Source organism: Streptomyces sp. NPDC057950 (assembly GCF_042887295.1).
In the GTDB taxonomy this organism is placed as follows: domain Bacteria; phylum Actinomycetota; class Actinomycetes; order Streptomycetales; family Streptomycetaceae; genus Streptomyces; species Streptomyces kaempferi.
Genome location: NZ_JBHVPP010000003.1, coordinates 429,672 through 450,989, shown reverse-complemented (window position 1 = coordinate 450,989; position 21,318 = coordinate 429,672). Strand labels below are relative to the sequence as shown.

23 protein-coding genes, 1 other RNA gene and 1 pseudogene are annotated in these 21,318 nt (G+C 71.5%); 15 read left to right on the top strand and 10 right to left on the bottom strand.

The genetic code is table 11. The features are described 5' to 3' along the window. Positions 1–189: 189 nt before the first annotated feature. Together ACFVTC_RS08920 and ACFVTC_RS08915 are read right to left on the bottom strand one after the other, a co-directional pair. Positions 190–1,389, bottom strand: coding sequence for a serine hydrolase domain-containing protein (locus tag ACFVTC_RS08920; RefSeq protein ID WP_390125516.1), 1,200 nt, complete (start codon positions 1,387–1,389; stop codon positions 190–192). Then, on the bottom strand, positions 1,317–2,768 hold the full coding sequence (locus tag ACFVTC_RS08915) for a multidrug effflux MFS transporter (RefSeq protein WP_390125472.1): 1,452 nt from the start codon (positions 2,766–2,768) through the stop codon (positions 1,317–1,319). Before ACFVTC_RS08915 ends, ACFVTC_RS08920 begins: the two co-directional genes overlap by 73 nt. 99 nt (positions 2,769–2,867) lie before the next feature. Between ACFVTC_RS08915 and ACFVTC_RS08910 the strand changes: the two genes are divergently transcribed. Continuing rightward, complete coding sequence (locus ACFVTC_RS08910; protein WP_390125470.1) at positions 2,868–3,875, top strand: Gfo/Idh/MocA family protein; 1,008 nt, start codon at positions 2,868–2,870, stop codon at positions 3,873–3,875. Positions 3,876–4,034: 159 nt separating this feature from the next. Continuing rightward, on the top strand, positions 4,035–4,793 hold the full coding sequence (locus ACFVTC_RS08905) for an SDR family oxidoreductase (protein WP_390125468.1): 759 nt from the start codon (positions 4,035–4,037) through the stop codon (positions 4,791–4,793). 266 nt (positions 4,794–5,059) lie between these two features. Here the strand turns inward: ACFVTC_RS08905 and ACFVTC_RS08900 are convergent, their stop codons facing one another. Then, complete coding sequence (locus tag ACFVTC_RS08900; protein WP_390125466.1) at positions 5,060–6,412, bottom strand: D-alanyl-D-alanine carboxypeptidase family protein; 1,353 nt, start codon at positions 6,410–6,412, stop codon at positions 5,060–5,062. 313 nt (positions 6,413–6,725) lie between these two features. Here ACFVTC_RS08900 and ACFVTC_RS08895 point away from each other — a divergent pair, with 313 nt between their 5' ends. Both ACFVTC_RS08895 and ACFVTC_RS08890 read left to right on the top strand, forming a co-directional pair. Next, positions 6,726–8,198, top strand: coding sequence for an ABC transporter permease (locus tag ACFVTC_RS08895; protein ID WP_390125464.1), 1,473 nt, complete (start codon positions 6,726–6,728; stop codon positions 8,196–8,198). Positions 8,199–8,233: 35 nt separating this feature from the next. Then, the gene (locus ACFVTC_RS08890; RefSeq protein ID WP_390125462.1) at positions 8,234–8,950 is read left to right on the top strand and encodes an ABC transporter ATP-binding protein; all 717 of its coding nucleotides are present in this window, start codon (positions 8,234–8,236) and stop codon (positions 8,948–8,950) included. A 47-nt stretch (positions 8,951–8,997) separates the two neighbouring features. On the opposite strand, the gene ACFVTC_RS08885 is transcribed toward ACFVTC_RS08890, so the two are convergent. After that, positions 8,998–9,321 carry a nuclear transport factor 2 family protein gene (locus ACFVTC_RS08885; protein ID WP_390125459.1) on the bottom strand — a complete coding sequence of 108 codons (324 nt, stop codon included), beginning with the start codon at positions 9,319–9,321 and terminating at the stop codon, positions 8,998–9,000. A gap of 201 nt (positions 9,322–9,522) precedes the next feature. Between ACFVTC_RS08885 and ACFVTC_RS08880 the strand changes: the two genes are divergently transcribed. The 3 genes from ACFVTC_RS08880 (at position 9,523) to ACFVTC_RS08870 (ending at position 11,319) form a co-directional block, all read left to right on the top strand. After that, positions 9,523–10,068, top strand: a complete 546-nt coding sequence (locus ACFVTC_RS08880) for a DoxX family protein (protein WP_390125457.1) — start codon at positions 9,523–9,525, stop codon at positions 10,066–10,068. A gap of 133 nt (positions 10,069–10,201) precedes the next feature. Then, positions 10,202–10,576 (top strand): MazG-like family protein, encoded by a 375-nt coding sequence (locus tag ACFVTC_RS08875; protein WP_390125455.1) that lies wholly within the window; start codon positions 10,202–10,204, stop codon positions 10,574–10,576. A 56-nt stretch (positions 10,577–10,632) separates the two neighbouring features. Continuing rightward, positions 10,633–11,319, top strand: a complete 687-nt coding sequence (locus ACFVTC_RS08870) for a histidine phosphatase family protein (RefSeq protein WP_390125453.1) — start codon at positions 10,633–10,635, stop codon at positions 11,317–11,319. Between the two features lie 91 nt (positions 11,320–11,410). On the opposite strand, the gene ACFVTC_RS08865 is transcribed toward ACFVTC_RS08870, so the two are convergent. Further along, positions 11,411–12,433 carry a LacI family DNA-binding transcriptional regulator gene (locus ACFVTC_RS08865; RefSeq protein ID WP_390125451.1) on the bottom strand — a complete coding sequence of 341 codons (1,023 nt, stop codon included), beginning with the start codon at positions 12,431–12,433 and terminating at the stop codon, positions 11,411–11,413. 109 nt (positions 12,434–12,542) lie between these two features. Between ACFVTC_RS08865 and ACFVTC_RS08860 the strand changes: the two genes are divergently transcribed. The 3 genes from ACFVTC_RS08860 to ACFVTC_RS08850 all read left to right on the top strand — a co-directional run bounded on the left by ACFVTC_RS08860 (position 12,543) and on the right by ACFVTC_RS08850 (position 15,587). Next, a complete protein-coding gene (locus ACFVTC_RS08860) occupies positions 12,543–13,709 on the top strand; it encodes a phytanoyl-CoA dioxygenase family protein (protein ID WP_390125449.1) in 1,167 nt (388 codons plus the stop codon). Between the two features lie 23 nt (positions 13,710–13,732). Beyond that, a complete protein-coding gene (locus ACFVTC_RS08855; protein ID WP_390125447.1) occupies positions 13,733–14,497 on the top strand; it encodes an SDR family oxidoreductase in 765 nt (254 codons plus the stop codon). Between the two features lie 85 nt (positions 14,498–14,582). Then, entirely contained in the window at positions 14,583–15,587 is a 1,005-nt protein-coding gene (locus ACFVTC_RS08850; protein ID WP_329526224.1) for a Gfo/Idh/MocA family oxidoreductase, read from the top strand. 32 nt (positions 15,588–15,619) lie between these two features. Here ACFVTC_RS08850 and ACFVTC_RS08845 read toward each other — a convergent pair whose 3' ends face one another. Together ACFVTC_RS08845 and ACFVTC_RS08840 are read right to left on the bottom strand one after the other, a co-directional pair. Beyond that, positions 15,620–15,829 (bottom strand): DUF397 domain-containing protein, encoded by a 210-nt coding sequence (locus ACFVTC_RS08845; RefSeq protein ID WP_390125445.1) that lies wholly within the window; start codon positions 15,827–15,829, stop codon positions 15,620–15,622. Continuing rightward, complete coding sequence (locus tag ACFVTC_RS08840; protein ID WP_390125444.1) at positions 15,811–16,653, bottom strand: helix-turn-helix domain-containing protein; 843 nt, start codon at positions 16,651–16,653, stop codon at positions 15,811–15,813. Before ACFVTC_RS08840 ends, ACFVTC_RS08845 begins: the two co-directional genes overlap by 19 nt. A gap of 208 nt (positions 16,654–16,861) precedes the next feature. On the opposite strand from ACFVTC_RS08840, the gene ACFVTC_RS08835 reads away from it, so the two are divergent. From ACFVTC_RS08835 to ACFVTC_RS08815, 5 genes are all read left to right on the top strand, one after another. Further along, positions 16,862–17,077 carry a hypothetical protein gene (locus tag ACFVTC_RS08835; RefSeq protein WP_390125443.1) on the top strand — a complete coding sequence of 72 codons (216 nt, stop codon included), beginning with the start codon at positions 16,862–16,864 and terminating at the stop codon, positions 17,075–17,077. Next, positions 17,074–17,337: a hypothetical protein gene (locus tag ACFVTC_RS08830; protein ID WP_390125441.1), complete on the top strand. Its 264-nt coding sequence runs from the start codon at positions 17,074–17,076 to the stop codon at positions 17,335–17,337. The genes ACFVTC_RS08835 and ACFVTC_RS08830 overlap by 4 nt, the downstream gene beginning before the upstream one ends. Then, positions 17,334–18,296, top strand: coding sequence for a hypothetical protein (locus ACFVTC_RS08825; protein WP_390125439.1), 963 nt, complete (start codon positions 17,334–17,336; stop codon positions 18,294–18,296). The genes ACFVTC_RS08830 and ACFVTC_RS08825 overlap by 4 nt, the downstream gene beginning before the upstream one ends. Positions 18,297–18,585: 289 nt before the next feature. After that, a complete protein-coding gene (locus ACFVTC_RS08820) occupies positions 18,586–18,726 on the top strand; it encodes a hypothetical protein (protein ID WP_390125436.1) in 141 nt (46 codons plus the stop codon). A gap of 14 nt (positions 18,727–18,740) precedes the next feature. Next, a complete protein-coding gene (locus ACFVTC_RS08815; protein ID WP_390125434.1) occupies positions 18,741–19,037 on the top strand; it encodes a hypothetical protein in 297 nt (98 codons plus the stop codon). A 44-nt stretch (positions 19,038–19,081) separates the two neighbouring features. Here ACFVTC_RS08815 and rnpB read toward each other — a convergent pair. The 3 genes and pseudogenes from rnpB to ACFVTC_RS08800 all read right to left on the bottom strand — a co-directional run bounded on the left by rnpB (position 19,082) and on the right by ACFVTC_RS08800 (position 21,283). Then, an RNA gene (rnpB, locus tag ACFVTC_RS08810) (RNase P RNA component class A) lies at positions 19,082–19,485 on the bottom strand. Between the two features lie 118 nt (positions 19,486–19,603). After that, a pseudogene (locus tag ACFVTC_RS08805) lies at positions 19,604–20,326 on the bottom strand (DMT family transporter); the annotation flags it as partial. Positions 20,327–20,464: 138 nt separating this feature from the next. Next, positions 20,465–21,283, bottom strand: a complete 819-nt coding sequence (locus ACFVTC_RS08800; protein WP_390125432.1) for an AraC family transcriptional regulator — start codon at positions 21,281–21,283, stop codon at positions 20,465–20,467. Between the last annotated feature and the right edge of the window lie 35 nt (positions 21,284–21,318).

Below are 21,318 nucleotides of genomic sequence, written 5' to 3'. Positions count from 1 at the left end.
GGCTGATGGCGCGGGCCCGCCCTGAAAGGCTGACGCCCAGGGCGGGCATTTCAGCCCGTCCGGCGTTCGAGGACGAGCTTCGGGCGACGCGGGGGTTCGGGGGGCGCAGCGCCCCTGGCGGGATCCGGGGCGGAGCCCCAGGGACAGGACGGGTCGAGCAGGGGCGGCGGGGGCGAGACAACCCCCGCGTCAAGCGCCCCGTACCGCCCGAGCCATCCGCGTCGCCGCCTCCACCCGAGGCCCGTTCCGCGCCGGCCGCCGCCGAGGATGCACCGTGTTCGCCAACAGCACGAGAAACGTGCCCGTCGCCGGATCCAGCACCAGCGACGTCCCCGTGAATCCCGTGTGTCCCGCCGCACCGCCCTCCGCCAGGGCCCCCATGAACCAGGACTGGCCGATGGCGAAGCCGAGGCCCGGCGGGGTGAGCATCAACTCGACGAAGTCGGGGCCGAGGATGCGCGCGGGCCCGTAGGAGCCGCCCGCGAGCAGCGCGCGGCAGAAGACGGCGAGATCTCGGGCGGTGGAGAAGAGGCCCGCGTGCCCCGCCACTCCGCCGAGCGCCCACGCGTTCTCGTCGTGGACCACCCCCCGCAGCATCCCGCGGTCCGCCTTGGCCCACGGCCGCCTCTGGTCCTCGGTCGCGGCCGCGTCCGGGCACGGCCCGAAGCGGGTGGCCGTCATCCCCAGCGGCCTGGTGATCCCGTCCCTGACGAGGACGTCGAGCGCACGGCCGGTGATGCGTTCCAGCACGTGCTGGAGGAGGAGCAGGTTCAGATCCGAGTAGCGGTACTCCCCCGGCTCGGACGAGGGCCCCTCCGCCCGCAGCATCGCCAGGCGCGCCCTGTCGTCCGGGCAGTCGTACAGCGGGAGTTCGGGCCGCAGCCCGGAGGTGTGCGTGAGCAGTTGCCGCACGGTGATGTCGTACGCGGAGGCCGCGCGGAACTCCGGCAGGTACGCGCCCACGCGCGCGTCGATGCCGAGCGTGCCGCGCTCCAGCTGCTGCACCGCGGCGACCGCCGTGAACAGCTTGGTGAGGGAGGCCAGGTCGAAGAGGGTGCTCACGCTCATCGGAAGCCGCTCCGCGGGCGGCAGTTCGACCCCGGTGTCGGTCTTCTCGTCGTACGACGCGTAGCGCACCGCCCAGCCCGCGGCTTCCTCGACGGCGATGACCGGGCCGCGCCCGGCGACCACGACGACGCCTGCCGCCCAGGGCTGTGGTCCGCGGGTGAGGGCGTGGACGTCACGTACGAGATGGCGCAGTTCGGCCGGATCGAGCCCGGCCCGCTCCGGCGTGTCGACGCGCAGTTTCGGTGCGCTCAGCTGTCCGCCGCCTTTCCGTCCGTTCCGTCCGTTCCATCGGTCCCGTCCACGGGCTGTCCGGTCCGCCAGGGACGGCACAGTCCCACGAAGCAGGCGACGGCCACCAGTACCGCCGCCAGTTGGACGACGGCCATCGGAACGGCCGTGTGCTCCCCGGCGATGCCGACCAGCGGTGAGGCGACCGCTCCGATGAGGAAGGAGGAGGTGCCCAGCAGCGCGGAGGCGGAGCCCGCGGCGTGCCGTACGCGCATCAGGGCGAGCGCCTGGGTGTTGGGCAGCGCGAGGCCCATCGCGGACATCAGGACGAACAGGGCGGCGGCCACCGGCACGAGTCCGACCTCGCCGAGGACGCCGGAGGACATCAGGAGCAGCGCGGTCGCGCCGAGGGCGACGAGCGCGAGGCCCACCGCGAGGACCTTGTCGAGGCCGACCCGGCCGACCAGGAGCTTGCCGTTGATCTGGCCCACGGCCACCAGGCCGACCGAGTTCACGCCGAAGAGCAGGCTGAAGGTCTGCGGGGACGCGCCGTAGATGTCCTGGATCACGAAAGGCGAGGCCGAGATGTACGCGAAGAGCGCGGCGAAGGCGAAACCGCCCGCCAGCATGTAGCCGGTGAAGACCCGGTCGGCCAGCAGGGCGCGCATCGAGTGGAGGGCCTCGCCGACACCGCCGCCGTGCCGGTCGCCGGACGCGAGGGTCTCGGGGAGTTTCGTCCAGACGAGCGCGGTGAGTCCGATGCCGACGGCGGTGAGGACGACGAAGACGCCTCGCCAGTCGGTGGTGCGCAGGATCTGCCCGCCGATGAGGGGCGCGACGACCGGGGCGACCCCGGAGACCAGCATGAGGGTGGAGAAGAAGCGGGCCATCGCCATGCCGTCGTACAGGTCGCGGACGACTGCTCGGGCGATCACGATGCCCGCCGCTCCCGCGAGACCCTGCGCCAGCCGGAAGGCGACGAGGAGTTCGACGTCGGGCGCGAGGGCGCACAGGGCGGTGGCGAGGACGTAGACGACCAGTCCGGCGAGCAGCGGTCTGCGCCGCCCCCACTTGTCGCTCATCGGTCCGACGACGAGCTGGCCGAAGGCCATTCCCGCGAGGCACGCGGTGAGCGTGAGCTGGACGGTCGCGGCCGGGGCGTGCAGGGAGCGGGTGACCTCCGGCAGCGACGGGAGGTACATGTCCATGGCCAGCGGGGGTGTCGCGGTGAGCCCGCCGAGGATCAGGGTGACGAGAAGTCCGGTACGGCGCGGCGCTCCGGGGTCGCGCGGTGCGGCGTCCTTCGAACTCGTGTCCCGTGGGCCGCAGTCCTCCGCCGCGGGCGTCGCCCTGGGGGGTACGACGGCGGGCGCCGGATCGGCGAAGGCCGCCGAGGTGTCGGCGACGGCGGTGTTCGGTATGTGCCCCCGCGGACCTTCCTGGTCCCTCGTGGTGCGCCCGCGCTCGGGCATGTGCCCCTCCCTCTCCGAGTGATCCGCCACCTATGCTCTCAGTTCGAACGGAGTGTTCGGGGTCACAGAGCACCAGGGTGACAGAGCGAAGGGCCGGGAATGACGGGCGAGCACGAGCGGGTGCGGTGGGGGATTCTGGCGACCGGTGGCATCGCCGCGGCGTTCACGGCGGATCTGGTGGACATGCCGGACGCCGAAGTGGTGGCGGTGGCCTCGCGGACCGACGCCTCGGCGAAGGCGTTCGCGGAGCGGTTCGGGATCCCCCGGGCGTACGGGGACTGGGCGTCGCTCGCCGCCGACGAGGACGTCGATGTCGTGTACGTGGCCACTCCGCACTCGGCGCACCGGCAGGCGGCCGGGATGTGTCTGGAGGCCGGGCGTCATGTGCTGTGCGAGAAGGCGCTGACGCTGAACGTGCGGGAGGCCGAGGAGCTGGTCGCGCTCGCCCGCCGCCACGACCGCTTCCTGATGGAGGCCATGTGGATGTACTGCAACCCGCTGATCCGCAGGCTCAAGGGGCTCGTGGACGACGGGGTGATCGGTGAGGTCCGCACCGTGCAGGCGGACTTCGGGATCAACGGCCCGTTCCCGCCCTCGCACCGGCTGCGTGACCCCGCGCAGGGCGGCGGGGCGCTGCTCGATCTCGGCGTCTACCCGGTGTCGTTCGCGCACCTGCTGCTCGGGGAGCCCTCGGGCATCACGGCGAGAGCGGTGCTCTCCGACGAGGGCGTCGATCTCCAGACGGGAGCGGTGCTCACCTGGGAGAGCGGTGCTCTCGCTTCGGTGCACTGCTCCATCAACGGCAGCACCCCCGTCACGGCCTCCGTCACCGGCTCGCAGGGCCGCATCGACATCCCCGGCGGCTTCTTCTTCCCGGAGCGGCTCGTACTGCACCGTGACGGGCGCGACGCGGAGGAGTTCGCGGCCGACCCGGCGCACGGTCCGCGCAACAGCCTCAAGCACGAGGCCGCCGAGGTGATGCGCGCGCTGCGGGCCGGCGAGAAGGAGTCCCCGCTCGTCCCCCTCGACGGCAGCCTCGCCGTGATGCGGACGCTCGACGCGGTACGCGAGCAGATCGGCGTCCGCTACCCGGGCGAGACCCACTGACCGGCCCGACGGCCCGACGGCCGAACGGACCGACAGCGACGGCTGACAGCTGACGGCTGACGGCTGACGGCTGACGGCTGACGGCTGACGATCGACAGCTCCGGAGAGGGGACGCGGGACGCCCGCGTCCCCTCCGTGCCGTCGATACGCTGCGGCCCCATGAATGCCAAGCAGACGAAAATCGCGGTGGTGACCGGGGCGGGCTCCGGCATCGGCCGCGCGGTGGCCGCCGAACTGCTGCGCGCCGGCTGGTCGGTGGCGCTGGCCGGACGCCGGACCGAGCCCCTGGAGGAGACGGCGGCCCTCGTCCCCGAGGCCCCCTCCGTGGCCGTACGGACCGACGTCGCCAGGCCCGAGGAGGTCGCCGCCCTCTTCGCCTCCGTGCGCGAGCGCTTCGGACGGCTCGACCTGCTCTTCAACAACGCCGGAACGTTCGGGCCGGGCGGCGTCCCCGTCGAGGAGCTTGCGTACGAGGCGTGGCGGCACGTCGTGGACACCAACCTCAACGGCGCGTTCCTGTGCGCGCAGGCCGCGTTCCGGCAGATGAAGGAGCAGGACCCGCAGGGCGGCCGGATCATCAACAACGGCTCGATCTCGGCGCACGCGCCGCGTCCGCGGTCGATCGCGTACACGGCGACCAAGCACGCGATGACGGGTCTGACCAAGTCTCTTTCCCTGGACGGGCGCGCGTACCGGATCGCGTGCGGCCAGATCGACATCGGCAACGCGGCGACCGACATGACCGCCGGCATGCGCACGGGAACGGCGCAGGCGAACGGGGAACTGGCGGTCGAGCCGGTGATGGACGCGGCGGACGTCGCCCGCACCGTGCGGCACATGGCGGAGCTGCCACTGGATGCGAACGTGCAGTTCGCGACGGTGATGGCCACCGCGATGCCCTACGTGGGGCGCGGCTAGGGCGCGACCGCACGTTTCGTCAACGCCTCAACTTGCACAAACGGAAGCTGAACCTCCGCACTATAAGACCCGGTAGCGGGCTTATGCTCGTGTCGCCTCCACGAGAGCTTCACACTCGGAGTGGAGGACTTCGGTACGACCACGGTCCACACCGAGGGGGGAGGCGGCAGCCGTTCCGCGGCCCGGCTGGGGGGCGACCTCGCGCGGGACCGCGAGGTGGGCCACGGGACGGCTGCCTCCGCACATTCGACGACCGCGCGCTACCTTCACCGCCGTTGACGGGCCCCGGAATCTCCCGGGTCCGAGGTACCCGTGTCCGAGGTACCCGTGTCCGAGGTACCCGTGTCCGAACCTCTCGTGTCCGAGGTTCCCGTGTCCGAACCTCCCAGGCCGGAAGCCCTCTGCTCCGAGGCCGGAGCCCCACCCGCCGCCCCCGCACGCCGCCGCACGCGCCACGCGACCGCCCCGCCCGCGAGCAGCGCGACCGCTCCCCCGGCCCCGCCGACCAGCCCCCATGACGAACCGCTCGTCTGCGTCCGGGCGGGCGCGCCCGCGGCGGCCTTCGGGGCCTTCCCGGCGGGCGTCGCCCTGGCGCCGCCCTCGCTGAGCGGCGCGACCAGCGTCCCCACCGGACGGGCCTTGGCGCCCTGCCGGAACCCCCAGTCGAGCAGCGCGGCCGTCTCCTCGTAGACGCCGCTGCCACCGCTCTTCGGGTGCATCACCGTGACCAGGAGGGTTCGGCCGCCGCGGGTCGCGGCGCCGGTGAAGGTGTTGCCGGCGTTGCTGGTGTAGCCGTTCTTGACGCCGATCAGGCCGTCGTACGTCGGTACGCCCCACGCGCCGGTCAGCAGGCGGTCGGTGTTCTGGATCTGGAAGGTCTTCTTGCCGCCCGCCGGGAAGTCCGCGGTCCTCGTCGAGCAGTAGGCCCGGAAGTCGGCGTCGGCGAGGCCGTGCCGGGCGAAGAGCGTCAGGTCGTACGCGGAGGACACCTGACCCTTGTGGTCGAACCCGTCGGGGCTGACCACGTGCGTGTCCAGGGCCTGCAGGTCGTCGGCCCTGGCCTGCATCTGCGCGACCGTGGTGTCCACGCCGCCGTTCATGTGGCTGAGCACGTGCACCGCGTCGTTCCCGGAGCGCAGGAAGACGCCGAGCCACAACTGCTCGACGGTGTAGGTGATTCCGGGCTTGACGCCGACGAGGCTGGAGCCGGCGGGGATCCCGGCGAGGTCGGCGTCGGTGACCCGGTGGCGCTCGGTGCGTTCGAACTTCTTCAGCACGGTGTCAGCGAAGAGCATCTTCAGCGTGGAGGCGGGCGCCAGCAGCCGGTGCGCGTTGTACGAGGCGAGCACCTCGCCGCTGACGTGGTCGGCGACCAGCCAGGAGCGGGCGGTGAGCCGTTTGGGCAGCCCGGAGGCCCCGCGCACCTGGACGCCGCCGAGGCCCAGCAGGTCACCGCCGATCGTGGCGGTCCGCGCGGCGGTGCGGGCGGTGGACGGAGTGGCGGAGGGGGTGGCGGCCGCCGGTGACGCGGCGGCCAGCGGGACGGCCGCTGCGAGGCCGAGCGCGGCACGGCGGGACAGCACGGCGGCACGCGGGGGAAGCGGAGAGGAATCGCGCATCTCGGGACCGTACAAAGCCGGTCCGTGCCGCCGTACGGCGGGGTCACAAAAGAAAGGCACAGCACTCCCCAAGGCGCGGCAAAGCGGCATCCCGCAAGCCGCACCCGGCCGTCGGGGGCCACCGGCACCCCACCCAACAGGTGTTTCCTGGCAGTGGCCCCTGCGGACCCTGAGAATCAGCTGTCTTACACGATATTGATTCCGGACCCGGCTTTCTCAGCTCTCGCACACCTCTCCCTCAGCCCCGGTCAAAGGTTTCTCCATAGCTTGTGGCCGCGCCCACAGCGGGCGCCGAGAACCTTTGGGGAACGGGATGTTTGGCATCTATCTCAAGCGTGAGCTGAGCCGGCGCAAGAAGGCGGCCCTGGTGATCGCCATGGGTCTGGCGCTCGGAATCGCGCTGGTCATCACCGTCGACTCGGTGTCGGCCGGCATGCAGCAGGCCCAGGGCAAGGTCCTGAAGTCGCTGTACGGGCTCGGCACCGACATGACCGTCACGAAGGCCCGTCCGGCGGCCACGGGCAGCTCCTCCGGTCGGCCGAAGTTCGATTTCGACGCCAAGGCCGACAGCAGCACGACCCAGAGCTCGGACCGGGTGATGACGCAGGGCGGGCAGTCCCTGAAGTCCTCGCTCGTCACCGAGGTCGCCGCGCAGAAGGGCGTGTCGAGCGCGGTGGGCGCGCTCGGTCTGAACGTCACCAAGGTCGACGGCTCGTTCACCCGGGGCACGGCGAAGTCGTCCGCCTCCTCGGGGTCCGCGGGTTCTTCCGGGTCCTCCGGATCGCAGCAGGGCGGTCCCGGCGGCGGCTCGGGCCAGCCGCAGGTGCAGGGCGGCGGCGCGTCCTTCGACGTGAACTCGTACTCCGTCGCGGGCGTCGACGTCACCCACCAGGACCTCGGCCCGCTCGCCACCTCGAAGATCACCACGGGCCGGACCTTCACCGCGTCCCAGACCGACGCGAAGGCCGCGGTGCTCAGCGCGTCGTACGCCAAGGAGAACAAGAAGACGGTCGGGGGCACCCTCACGATCTCCGGCACCAAATACACGGTCATCGGGATCGCGACACCGGACAGCGGCGAGTCCACGACCGACGTCTACCTGCCGTTGAAGCAGGCGCAGACGCTGGGCGACGCGAAGGACGAGGTCACCACGATCTACGTCAAGGCGACCGACTCGAAGCGGATCGACACCGTCAAGGCGGCCATCCAGCAGAACATCCCGGGGACGACGGTCACCACCTCCGCGGACCTCGCTTCCACCGTCTCCGGCTCCCTGTCGACCGCCTCGAACCTGGCGACCAGCGTCGGCAAGTGGCTGTCCGTCGCGGTGCTCGTGGCCGCGTTCCTGGTGGCGGCGCTGCTCACCTCGTCCGCCGTGTCCCGCCGGGTGCGTGAGTTCGGCACCCTCAAGGCGCTCGGCTGGCCGTCCCGCAGGGTCACCCGCCAGGTCGTCGGCGAGTCCGTCGTGAACGGTCTGCTCGGCGGCGCGCTCGGCATCGTCCTCGGCCTCGGCGCGGCGTACGCGGTGACGGCGATCAGCCCGAAGCTGACCGCCGAGCTCGGTTCCACCGGCGGTGGCGGCACGGGCGGCGGGCCCGGGGGCGGCGGGCCCGGCCGGCAGGCGGTCAAGAACACCATGGACATCGCGCTCTCCGCGCCGGTCTCGGTGACCACCATCGCGCTCGCCGCGGGCCTGGCCATCGCGGGCGGTCTCGTCGCCGGCGCGATGGGCGGCTGGCGCGCCTCCCGGATGCGTCCCGCGGACGCCCTGCGCAGCGTCGCGTAACCCCCTCGCCCGCCCCTTCGTCTTCGGAGAACCTCATGTACAAGCTCACCGGCGTCACCAAGCGCTACACGCGGGGCAAGGACACGGTGGAGGCGCTGCGCGGCGTCGACCTCGCGATCGAGGACGGCGACCAGCTCGTCATCCAGGGCCCCACCGGCGGCGGCAAGTCGACCCTGCTCCAGATGATCGGCGGCCTGGACCGCCCGTCCGCCGGCAGCGTCGAACTGGACGGTGTCGACCTCGCCTCCGTCAGCGAGGCGCGGCTGACCCGGCTGCGCGCCGAGAAGATCGGCATCATCTTCCAGTCGTTCAACCTCATCCCGACGCTGACCGCGCAGGAGAACGTCGAGACCGCGCTCGTACCGCTCGGGGTGAAGCCCGCGGAGCGACGGGAGCGCGCCGCCGAGGCGCTGCGCTCGGTCGGTCTGGGCGAGCGTCTGACGCACGCGCCGTCCGAACTCTCCGGCGGCCAGCAGCAGCGTGTCGCCATCGCGCGTGCCCTGGTCAAGAAGCCGAAGGTGCTCCTCGCGGACGAGCCGACCGGCAACCTGGACGAGGGCACCCGTGACGACATCATGGTGCTGCTGGAGGGGTTGTGGCACGAGTACGGGCTGACCTTCGTCCTGGTCACCCACGACTCGTCGATCGCCCGCCGGGCGCCACGTCTGGCCACCATCAGGGCGGGGCGGATCACGCTGACCGAGCAGGACGGCGGTATGCGGCGCGCCGAGTCGCGTCACTCCGTCGGCTGAGGGGCGGAGGCAGACGGCGGTGGCGAAACCCGGTCTCCGTAAGGGCGTTACGCCTGGCCCGTCTCGAAGCGCGTGATCCTGCCGTCGTCGACGGTGAAACTCCACCGCGTCTTCATCTCACCCCAGGTGTCGTTGCTGTAGCGGACGACGAGGGCGTGGCCCGTCCGGGACTCGTTGTCGACGTCCATGTGGCCGTGGGAGGAGAAGATCTCCTGCTCGGACCAGTCGGCGAGGTCCCGGTCGGAGCCGTCGTCGGACATGGTCGCACCGGGCGCGAGGACGGCCTCGAACGCCTCTCGGTCGTGGGCGTTCACAGCGGTGACGAAGGCCCGCACGGCCGGATCGCTGAGTCTGGCTACCTGAATCGTCATGGCAGTCAGCGTCACACCGCTCCCGCCGGGCCGCCACCCGTCCCGCCCGGGTGGCGGACCCCGGTCGGCCACCCGGAGGGCCGCCCGAACGGCACCCGAACAGCCGCGCGCGCCGGGTGCGGGACGGCGGCGCGGGCGACGGTGGGGGAAGGACGGCGGGGACCGCATGCCGTCATCGCGCGAGCCCGGTTGGGAGCCACCGTGACCTGTTTCGACCGTAGGGACCTCGGACTGCTGCTGCTCCGTCTGGGCACGGGCGGTGTGCTGGCCGCGCACGGAGCGCAGAAGCTGTTCGGCTGGTTCGGCGGGGGCGGGCTCTCCGGGACGGGAACAGCCATGGTGGCGATGGGATACGTGCCCGGGAAGCGGAGCGCGCTCGCGGCGGGCCTCGCCGAGGCGGGCGGTGGCACCCTGCTGGCGCTGGGCCTCGCGACACCCGCGGCCGGTGCCTCCGCGGCCGGTGCGATGGCGGGCGCGACGGCGGTGCACCTGCCGCACGGGTTCTTCGCCGATCAAGGTGGCTTCGAGCACGCGGCGTCGCTGGGTCTGACGGCCGCGGGGCTCGCCGTGACGGGCCCCGGCCGGATCTCGCTGGACCACCTGCTCGGCCACACCGTGAACCGGGGCTGGATGGTCCCCGCCGCGCTGGGAGTGACGGCCGCAGCCACGCTGGCCGTGGTGGGCGCGCGCACCAAGCGGGTGCGGCGGGCCACCGAAGGTGAACAGGCGACGCTGTTCGACGAGTAGGAGCGGGTTCACGGCTCTACAGGGCTACGGGACCACAAGTCCGCAGGACCATAAGTCCGCGGGACCACGGGACCACGAGTCCACGAGTCCACGAACAGGCGTCGGGCGCGCTGCCCCTGGGGAGGCTGGTCCCATGGCTGATGAAGACGTCTGGGACTCGATCGACCGCCTGCACGACTGGCTCGACGCCGGCCGGACGCGAGAGGGCCGGACACACGACGACCGGGCGAACGACGACCGGGCGAACGACAGCCGTGAGGAGCTGCTCCTGCGCATCCTGAAGCTGTCGGAGGAGGTCGGCGAGGTCGCCCAGGCGGTGATCGGAGCGACCGGTCAGAATCCCCGCAAGGGCACCACCCACACCTGGGACGACGTACGGTCCGAGCTCTGCGACGTCGTGATCACGGGCCTGGTCGCTCTGCGCACCCTGGCGCCGGACGCGCGGGAGGTGTTCACGGCCCACCTGGCGGGCGTCACGGACCGGTCCCTCGGGACGGGCCGGAGCTGAGCCGTACCGCGGGGTGGGCGCCGAACCGTCGTACCGCCGTCTGAGAGGGTGACCGTATGCGCCTGATACTCGTCCGCCACGGACAGACACCGTCCAATGTGGAGTTCCTGCTGGACACCGCCGCGCCGGGACCGGGGCTCACGGCCCTCGGGGAGAAACAGGCCGCCGCGCTGCCCCAGGCGCTGGCGGACGAGAAGATCGACGCGCTGTACGCCTCCACGCTGACCCGCGCCCGGCTGACCGCCGCCCCGCTGGCGGCCGCGCGCGGGCTGGAGGTACGCGTCCGGGAGGGCATCCGCGAACTGTCCGCCGGGGACCTGGAGATGCTGCGCGGGGACACCGCGGAGGCGCGGGCGTACCTCACGACGGCGTTCGCCTGGGCATCCGGGGACACCGCGCTGCGGATGCCGGGCGGGGAGAGCGGCGCGGAGGCGCTGGACCGGTTCGACACGGTGGTCGCGGAGGCCGCGGCGAGCGGGGCCGGCGCCGTCGCGATGGTCAGTCACGGCGCCGCGATCCGGGTGTGGACGGCGGCGCGCGCACACAACGTCGAGGTGTCCTTCGCCACCGGCCACCGGCTGGACAACACCGACGTGGTGATCCTGGAGGGTTCCCCGGAGGGCGGCTGGACGGCCGTGTCCTGGGCGGGCACGCCACTGGACGGAGCGGCTTCCGGCCGGGAGAGCGGGCCGACGGGACAGCCGCTGGGTCCCGCCGGGGAGACGCCGGTACCGAACGAGTAGCCACCGGCGCCCACCGGCCGCCCCGGCCCCTCGGGTCCCCGCCCCGAGCCCGTCCGCTCCCGCTCGAGCCCCTCGGGTCCCCGCGGACACCTCACGTCGGCGGCATGTTGTACGGCGTGACCACCTGGATCGCCGACGGGAGCGACGGGCCCTCGTCCGGGAGGGCCTGGTGGGCCCGCATGATGGTCTGGCAGGCGCGGCGCATGTCCTGGCGCAGGTCGTGGTGGAGCACCGCGGACAGCCGCCGCTCCCCCAGCAGCCGGGTGTTGTCGTGGTCCAGGTCGTGGGCGACGAAGGCCAGCAGGTCCCGGCCGAGCGCGTCGAAGGCCTCGATGGTCGCGGTGTTCCCGCCGCCGATGGAGTAGACGGCGTTGATCTCCGGGTCCCGCTCCAGCGCCTCGCGGACGAGCTCCCGCTGGGTGGAGTCGAGCCCGTCGCTGTCGGTGACCTCGACCAGCCGGCGTTCCGGCCGCGCGGCGCGCATCTCGCTGCGGAAGCCCATCTCGCGCTCCTCCTCGTTGCGGAAGGAGCCCCGGCTGATGGTGACGAGCACATGGCCGGGACCGTCGCCGAGCCACTGTCGGATCAGGTACGCGGCGGTCGCTCCGGCGGCCCGGTTGTCGATGCCGACATACGCCCTGCGCGGGCTGCTGGGCAGGTCCGTCACGAGCGTGACCACGGGGATGCCGGCCGCCACCAGCCGTCCGACCGCGGTGGTGACCTCGGGCACGTCGGGCGCCTTGAGGATCACCCCCTGCGAGCCGCGCGCGGCGATCCTGTCCAGGTCCTTCACCAGCTCCGCCGCGGGGTCCGTCTCCCGGAAGTGGAAGCGTGAGCGCACGATCGCCGGGTGCAGGGACGGCAGTTCGGCCTCCAGGGCGTCGCGCACCGCGGAGGAGAACCGCTCCGGGGTCTGCATCACGATGTCGATCATGAAGGTGCGCCCGCCGATACGGACCTGGGTGCGCTGGCGGTCCAGGTCCTCGATGGCCTGCCGCACCTCCCGGGCCGTGCTGTCGCGGACGCCGCCCCGGCGGTTGAGGACCCGGTCGACCGTCGCCTCGCTCAGACCGGCCTGGCGGGCGATCTCACGGATCGTATAGGGGTGTCCCATGGTTGTTCCCGGAAGTCGTTGATGGGTTTTTGATGGGTTTCTGCTCATTGAATGATGGGCTCGGGTTCATAAGACTGACGGAAACGGCCGCGCGGCGAAAGGACCCTGCATGGCTTCCCAGGATGCGGGACCACGGGTGTGGCTGAGCGGTGACACGGACTGCGACCTCGACGCCTTCCGCGCACTGGTCGCCGAGCGCACCGATCCGCGCGACTACCCGTACGCCGCCGAGATCGCGCGGAACGTTCCGCTCTACGACAGCGACCGTGTCCGGGCGGCCGACCCGACGGCGGTGCGGACCGAGTGGGTGCGCGCGCTGCTGGACGGGCCCGGCGTCGTGGTGCTGCGGGGCGCGTTCGCGGACCTCGATCTGGTGGACCGGGCCTCGGACGTCTTCCGCGCGCTGATCGAGCGGGAGCGGGCAAGCGGCACGGCCCGCGGTGACCACTTCGCGAAGCCGGGCGCCAACGACCGGGTGTGGAGCGCCCTGGACAAGACGGCCCTGCACGCTCCCGACGTCTTCGCCGACTACTACGCCAACGACATGCTGGCCCTGGTCTGCGAGGCCTGGCTCGGCCCCGGCTACCAGGTGACCTCCCAGATCAACGTGGTCAACCCGGGCGGCGCGGCGCAGAGCGTGCACCGCGACTACCACCTCGGTTTCCTCTCCGACGAGCGCGCGGCCCGCTATCCGGCGCACGTCCACCGGCTCTCCCCCGTGCTCACCCTGCAGGGCGCGGTGGCGCACTGCGACATGCCCGTGGAGTCCGGCCCGACGCTGTACCTGCCGCACTCCCAGAAGTACGAGCCCGGCTACCTGGCCTGGCGGCGCCCGGAGTTCACCGCGTACTTCGAGGAGCACCACGTGCAGCTCCCGCTGGCCAAGGGGGACGCGGTCTTCTTCAACCCCGCGCTCTTCCACGCGGCGGGCCACAACCGCACGACGGACGTCAGGCGGATGGCGAACCTGCTGCAGATCTCCTCGGCCTTCGGCCGCGCGATGGAGACGGTGGACCGGGAGTCGATGGTGAACGCGCTGTTCCCGGTGCTGTTGCGGCGCCGGGGCGCGGGCGTCGGCGAGGCGTGGCTGCGCCGGGTGGTGGCGGCCTGCGCGGAGGGTTACCCGTTCCCCACGGACCTCGATCTGGACCCGCCCCTGGAGGGGCTCGCCCCGCCGTCCCAGGCCGACACGGTGTGGCGGGCCCTGACGGAGGAGTGGAGCCCCGGGCGGCTGCGCCACGAACTGCGGGACGGCGCCGAGCGCCGCCGCACTTGAGCACCCACGTCAGGGGAGAACCGATGGGACCACTTCTCGAGGACAGGGTCGTCCTCGTCAACGGCGGCAGTCAGGGCGTCGGCGCGGGCGTCGTGCGGGCGGCCGTCCGCGAGGGCGCGAGGGTCGCGTTCACCGGGCGCCGCGCCGAACTCGGTGAGCGGTTCGCCGCGGAGACCGGAGCCACCTTCGTACCGGCCGATCTCGCCGATCCCGCGCAGGCACGCGCCGGCGTCGAGCGGGTCGTGGCCGCGCACGGACGGCTCGACTGTCTCGTCAACGCGGCGGGACTGACCTCGCGCGGCACCCTCCTGGACACCACGCCCGAACTCTTCGACGCGCACATCGCGGTCAACCTGCGGGCGCCGTTCTTCGCGATGCAGGCGGCGGTCCGGCACCTGGTGGACCGCGGGGCGCCGGGCACCGTCGTCAACATCATCACCTCCTCCGCGCACGGCGGACAGCCGTTCCTCGCCCCGTACGTGGCCGCCAAGTCCGGGCTCATGGGCCTCACCCGCAACGCCGCGCACGCCCACCGCTGGGACCGGATCCGGATCAACGGCCTGAACATCGGCTGGACCGACACCGAGGGCGAGGACGAGATCCAGCGCACCTTCCACGGCGCGGGCGACGACTGGCGGGAGGAGGCGGCGAGGAGCCGCCCGATGGGCAGGCTCGGCCAGGTCGACGAGATCGCCGACTTCGTCGTCTTCCTGCTCTCCGACCGCAGCGGTGTGGTCACCGGTTCGGTCGTCGACTGGGACCAGACCGTCTTCGGCGGACTCGACTGACATGCGGCCCCGCACCGCCCCGCGGGGCGGTGCGCAGGACTGACGGACACGGCTTTCGGCCCTTCAGGCTTTAGGAGCAATTCTCATGCGTATAGGCATCTTGGGACTGGGCCGGATCGGCGCCTTCCACACCGCGACGCTCGCGGGGCTCGACGCGGTGGACTCGCTGGTGGTCACCGACCCGGTGGCCGGGGCGGCCGCGGCGGCGGTCGAGCGCTTCGGGGCGACGGCGGTGGACTCTCCCGAGGCGGTGCTCGCCGCCGGGGTCGACGGCATCGTGGTGGCGGCCGCCACCGACGCGCACCCCGCGCTCATCCTGGCCGCGGTCGAGGCGGGCATCCCCGTCTTCTGCGAGAAGCCGGTGGCACGGACGGTCGAGGAGAGCGTCGCCGTCCTGCGCGCGGTCCAGGACAGCGGCGTCGAGGTCCACATCGGCTACAACCGGCGCTTCGACGCGGGCTGCGTGGCCGCGCGCAAGGCCGTGGTGAGCGGCGAACTCGGCAAGCTGCACACCGTACGCTCCACGACCCTGGACCCGGCGCCGCCGCCGGCCGCGTACGTGGCGGTCTCCGGCGGCATCTTCCGCGACTGCGCCGTGCACGACTTCGACATCGTGCGCTGGGTCACCGGCCGCGAGGTGGTCGAGGTGTACGCGGCCGGGGGCAACCGGGGGGCCGAGTACATCGCCGAGGCGGGCGACGTCGACACCGCGTCGGCGATCCTCACCCTCGACGACGGCACCCTCGCGCTGGTGTCCAACTCGCGCCACAACGCGCGCGGTTACGACGTCCGCCTGGAGCTGCACGGCATGCGCGACAGCATCGCCGTGGGCCTGGAGGACAAACTCCCCCTGCGCTCGGTGGAACCCGGTGCCACCTTCCCCGCCGGCACCCCGCACGACTTCTTCATGGACCGTTTCGCCCCCGCCTACCGCGCCGAACTGACCGCCTTCACCGAGGTCGTCGCGGGCCGCGCCACCTCCCCGTGCACGGTCGCCGACGCGATCGAGGCGAGCTGGATCGCGGAGGCGTGCGCGCTGTCCCTGGCGGAGCACCGGGCCGTGCGGGTGGAAGAGGTGCGACGGGGCTGAACCGGTCCGCCGGGTGCGGCAGGCCCGCCGGGTCAGCGGGGCAGGCGGCCGCCCTTGACCGCGGCGACGAACGAGGCCCAGCCGCCGGCCGGGAACACGAGCACCGGCCCGTGCGGGACCTTGCTGTCCCGCACGGGGATGCCTGCGGGGAGGTCGTCGGAGACCTCGAGGCAGGCGCCGCCGTCCTGGTTGCTGTAGCTGCTCCTACGCCAGGACGCGGCGGTCAGGTCGATGGATCGCACGTCGCTTCCTCCCACATCCGCCGGATGAACTCGCGCGACTCCACCGGCGTGAGCGCCAGGTCGCGCACCGCATCGTACGTCTTCTGCAAACGCACGACAGGCCCCGCTTCCTCGATGAGTTCGCCTCGGTATCCGTTCTCGGTATACGCGACGGTCCTGCCCTCCGGAAGGAGCAGGTACCACATGTCGGCACTCATGAGACCGTGCAATCCCGCGCTCTGCAGAAGCACATGGACCGTCACGCTGGGACGTTCCGCGGCTTCTGCCAAGTACTCGAGCTGCGTACACCAGTCCCCCGTGTCCCGCATCGGCGTCCGCAGCACCGCCTCCGACAGGATCGTGCGGAACGACGGCGCATCCTCCCCCTCCAACAACTCCCGCCGCCCCATCCGAGCCTCGACCTGCTGCTCGAGTTCCTTTCCCTTGAGGCCGCCCGCCGCCAGCACCTCCCGCGCGTACCCCGGTGTCTGCAACAACCCCGGCAGGACGCTCACCGCGAAGTGCCACAGGCTCACCGCCTCGGCCTCCAGCGCCATGTACCGCCGGTACCGCTCGCGGAACTGCGAAGGGTCCCCGGCGGCCAGCTCCCACAGCGCGAGCAACAGCCCGGGGGTCCCGTAGTGCTGGTCGAGGGCCTGGACCACCTCCGGGCTGCCGAGCGTCTCGCCCTTCTCCATCTTCCCGAACAACGACCAGTCCCAGCCGAGCCGTTCGCCGAGCGCCCGCAGGCTCGTCCCACTCCCGGCCCGCAACGTCCGCAGTTCCTCCGCGAACCGCTGACGTGGTTCCTGGCTGCGGCCGGTGATGACGCGGCGCTGCGGCATACCGCTCCCTTCGGGACGTTCGCGCGAGCGATGTGGAAGGTGTGGAACCACCTTCGTACGACGGGGAAGCACGGCCCCGTCCACAGCGTGGTCGGCCACGACCGGGGGCATTCTCGTAACTCCCGGACTACGCAGCGTAATACGCCCAGCGCAGCCGGGTCATGGAATTGGTCATGGAACCCGCAGCACCGGACCGACAAGGACGCTGATGCCCCGCACGCCCAAGACCCAAGAAGCCCTGGACGCCCGTGACGCCCTCGCCTCCGCCCTCAGCCGGGCCGGCATCCAGCTCCCCGCGATGGACGTCCGCACCCCCTGGGCGGACGACGGCGAAGTCCGCTACGCGCTCGTGCACCTCGGCGTGTGCTCCGCGCCCGTGGCCCTGCTGCTCGCGGACGTGATCCTCCGGGGGATCGCCGCGTGACGGAGAGCGCGGCACCCGGCGTCGGAGCGGCCGTCCACGACACCGTCCGCGACCGCGTGGGACGCGTCATGGGCCACGAGGGCCCGTATCTCCAGGTCCGCCCGCTCGGCGGCGGCGTCGAGTGGGACGCGGACCCGGGCGACCTCAGGACCCTGAGCCAGGACGAACTGCTGAGCGCCCTGGTCTCCGAGGCGAACGCCCGCAGCAGAAAGGCCGGGTCCGCCGGACTCCCCCTCGGTCACCCCGACCCGATGGCGTGACGGAGGAAGGAAACACCCGCGCCGAAGATCCGGTCGCATCCACTCGGCCCCCTCTCCGCGACCGACGACTCGACCTGACGCAACGGGACTCGGCGGAGGGCCGGACAAGGTCGATCGGTGCTTCGCTCCGGCCTGTCTCCGCACGCCCACGGAGTGGCTCACTGCCCGCGAGCGAGGCGTACAAGGGAGACAACAGCTACAAGATCAAGAGCGATGTCGTCGTCACGTTCCTCACCGACGGCAACGGAAAGATCATCCCGGGCAGTGAAGGCGCGAACTGCAAGGTCCGTGTCGGCAACGCCCATCTCCCCTACTTCGTGACCAGCATCATGAAGGGCATCGAAGCCGACTACGGCATCCCGAAGCCGGACATCGACTACACCACTCAAGACGCCCTCGAATACGGCAACTTCATCACCTCCCATCCGTACACGGACGGGGACACGCCAGGGCAGGCCTACCTCCCGCACTTCCGCGGCGCACGCCTCGACGCGGACCACAGGCGCGTGGACTTCCGGGCCGTCGGCGGCGGCGTGCACGGCTACAGGGCCATGATCGGCAACAAGTACATCAACGACAACGTCAAAGCGTGGGTCGACAAGATCAATGCCAGCCCCGACACCAACTACTCCGTGCGCAACTTCGCCGGAGACGTCTACTCGATGTTCTTCAAGAACTCCGGCGACTGGAACAACAACATGTGGGGCACTTTGATCGGTAACGCCCCGCCGATCTGGCAGGACATCGCGGCGGCATTCTGCGCGGACGGCACAGTCAAGCCGACACACCTGCAGGACGTGACGCCACACCCTCCAACGGCATCGTCTTCCAGAGCTACATGCCCGATCTGTACCTCTACATCGACGACAGAGCGACCGATAATCTGGGTCGTCCCTCGAGCACGAAAATCAGGGGAGGGGACTGGAGAAACTTCTCGAACATTCCCCTCCCGCTCATGAAGGGCCACGCCTACGGTTTGTGCGACGCCGGCGACCGGGGAAGCGGTGGTAATCCCTGGAACGTCGCGCCGCCGGTTCCCTTCATCGGGGACAGCCCCGGCAACCGCCCCACGAGCGTCGCTCACTGCGACGACTCGGGCACGAAGTTCACTGACGCCCTGACGCCCTGACGACGGGTCATCAAATGCCCAGGGGCCGTTCCTGTAAGGGATCGACCCCTGGGTCACAACCAGGGAGAAACCGCACGGGGTCAGGTCTCGGATTAATATTCATCCCGCTGTTCTTCTATGTGACACTGACCGCGCTGCTGTGCGTGAAAATCGCGGAGAAGAACTCCTGGAAAATGGGGTTACTGTTCGCGACAGTTCTCATCTTCCTGCCCGCCGGTTCCCTCACTCTCGTCGGCATGCACGAAGCCGGCGCATGGTAGAGGACGGGGCGTAAATGAAGATCCTCATCGTCGCACTGACCGTCACATTCCTGTGCACAGCGTACGCATGGCCGGTGATTGCGCTGCTCATCTACCCGATGAACCGGCGGCGTGGCTTTTGGGCAGCCCTCTACTGTTGCGTCGTCGGAGTGTTCTTCGGAACCGGGCCGCAGTACTCGCATTTCAATACAGGAGAATTCTTCGGAGCGGCCATATTCACCTCCGCCGCTCGAGCGGCCGCCGAAGCCGCGGGCATACTGGAAAGACCTCGCAGCGCGTGGCGCAGGCGGCACACGGCACCAGTGGAGTGAACGCGGACCAGAGGCCCTCGCCGAGGCAAAGCCGCAGGTGGCGGCAGACGAGTCGGGCTGTACGCCGGGTTCTGTCGCCCGGTCGCCTCGCGGCGGCCGGGGAGGCGGCCATCCATCTAGGGCCGGTGTTGCCACCGGCCTCGTGCGGTCTACCCGCGGACTCGGGCGAGCAGCCCTCGAACGTCCGCGCAGAGCACGTTTTACGGCGCTCCTTTTGACCTTGCTCCGGGTGGGGTTTACCTAGCCGCCTGAGTCACCTCAGGCGCTGGTGGTCTCTTACACCACCGTTTCACCCTTACCCGGCGCCGAAGCGCCGGGCGGTCTGTTTTCTGTGGCACTGTCCCGCGGGTCACCCCGGGTGGCCGTTAGCCACCACCCTGCCCTGTGGAGCCCGGACGTTCCTCGGGAAGGTCCGCAAGGACCTCCACGCGGCCGTCCGCCCGGCTCGTCTGCCGTGTGGACCATGATACCGGGCGCGCGGCCCGCTTCGGTCCGGCCGTGGCCGTCGCCAGGACCGAGCCGGCCAGGATGAGGGCGAAGGCCGCGAGGGTGCCGGGGGTCAGGCGTTCGTCCAGGAAGAGGGCTCCGGCGGCGACGGCGATCGCCGGGTTGACGTACGTGATCACCGTCGCCCGCGTCGGGCCCGCCTCCTTGATGAGTTCGAGGAAGGCCACGAAGGCGACCGCGGTGCAGATGACGCCGAGGCCCGCGAGAGCGGTCAGGACCTGGGCCGAGGGGGGTGACGAGGGCCAGGTGGCCGCCGCGGGGGCGTAGACCAGCGCCGCGAGGGCGAGGCAGGGGGCGGTGAGGTGGAGTGAGGGGACGTCCTTGAGGTGGCGGGCGGCTATGACCGGGGCCGTCGCGTAGCCGACCACCGTCAGCAGCACCTCGGCGAGCGAGCGGGCGTCGCCGCCGGTCAGATGCGGGACGGTCAGGACCGCGACGCCGGACAGTCCGAGGGTCAGGCCCGACATGCGGCGGGCGCCCAGGCGTTCGGTGTCGCCGAAGAGGCGGGCGGCGGCCACACCCACGATCGGTACGCCCGCGATCAGCAGGCCCGCCGTGGAACTGGAGAGATGGCGCTCGGCGTCCGTCAGGGTCCACCAAGGGATCATGATCTCGATGCACGCGAAGGCCAGCATGGGGCGCCAGTGGCTCCGTACGCTCCGGGTCAGGCTGGTGAAACCTCCTTGGCGGAGGGCGAAGGGCAGCAGCAGCGCGGCGCCCACCGCACAGCGCGTGAACACCACCACGGACGGCGACACCCCGTCCACCGCCACTTTGATCATCAGGTAGGGGATGCCCCAGACCACTCCCATCAGGGAGAACAGGAACCAGCCGCGTGCAGTCATGCGGGCAGTGTGGGCCCGGTGAGGGGCCCTCGTCTTGAACGTTGTTGCGCTACGTCGGGCGCGAGCAGCCCCGCACTACGACGACACACTCGCGCGGTACGCCGCCGGGGTCACCCCCAGCACCCTGCGGAACCAGCGCGTCAGATGCGCCTGGTCCGCGAAACCCACGAGGGAGGCGACCTCGGCCGGGCGCAGACCGCGCTCCAGCAGGCCGCGGGCCCGGTTCACCCGGTGCTGCGCCAGCCAGGCGTACGGGGGCATGCCCATCGTCGTACGGAAGGCGCGCAGCAGTTGGTAGCGGGACAGGCCCAGGTCGGCCGCGAGGTCCGCGAGGGAGGGCGGGGCGAGGAGTTCGTCGGCGAGGCGGTCGCGGACCGTGCGGGCGACGGTGCCCGCGCCGGGGATCGTGTCACGGGCGGGGCGGGCCGTGGAGTGGCGGCAGGCCAGGGCCGTGAGCAGCCAGAGGACGCGGGACTCGGCCTCCAGCGGATCGGGGCAGGCGCTCAGGTCGGTGTGGGCGGCGCGCAGGGCGGTGGCCAGTTCGGGGTCGTCGATGAGGGGGTCGCGGAAGTGCGGGGCGGTGCGGGTGCCTTCGGCGAGGAGGGCGGACTGCGGGTACAGGGCGCGGTAGGCGTAGCCGTCGGGGACCGCGGGGCCGCCGGTGTGGGCCTCGCCGGGGGCGAGGACGACGATCGAGCCCGGACCGGTGTGGATACGGGTGCCCCGGTAGTCGATGAACTCGGCGCCGCCCACGCAGACGCCGACCGTGTACTCCTCGTGGGCGTGCGGGGCGTAGCGGTGGTTCTCGAAGCGGGCGGTGAGGAGGTCGAGGGGATGGCCATCCCGGCCGAGGGTGGCTCGGGTCCAGCGGGTCTCTTCACGTCCTGCGCGCATGTTTCTTTCCCCCGGTCTCGTCAGGGCATGGAACA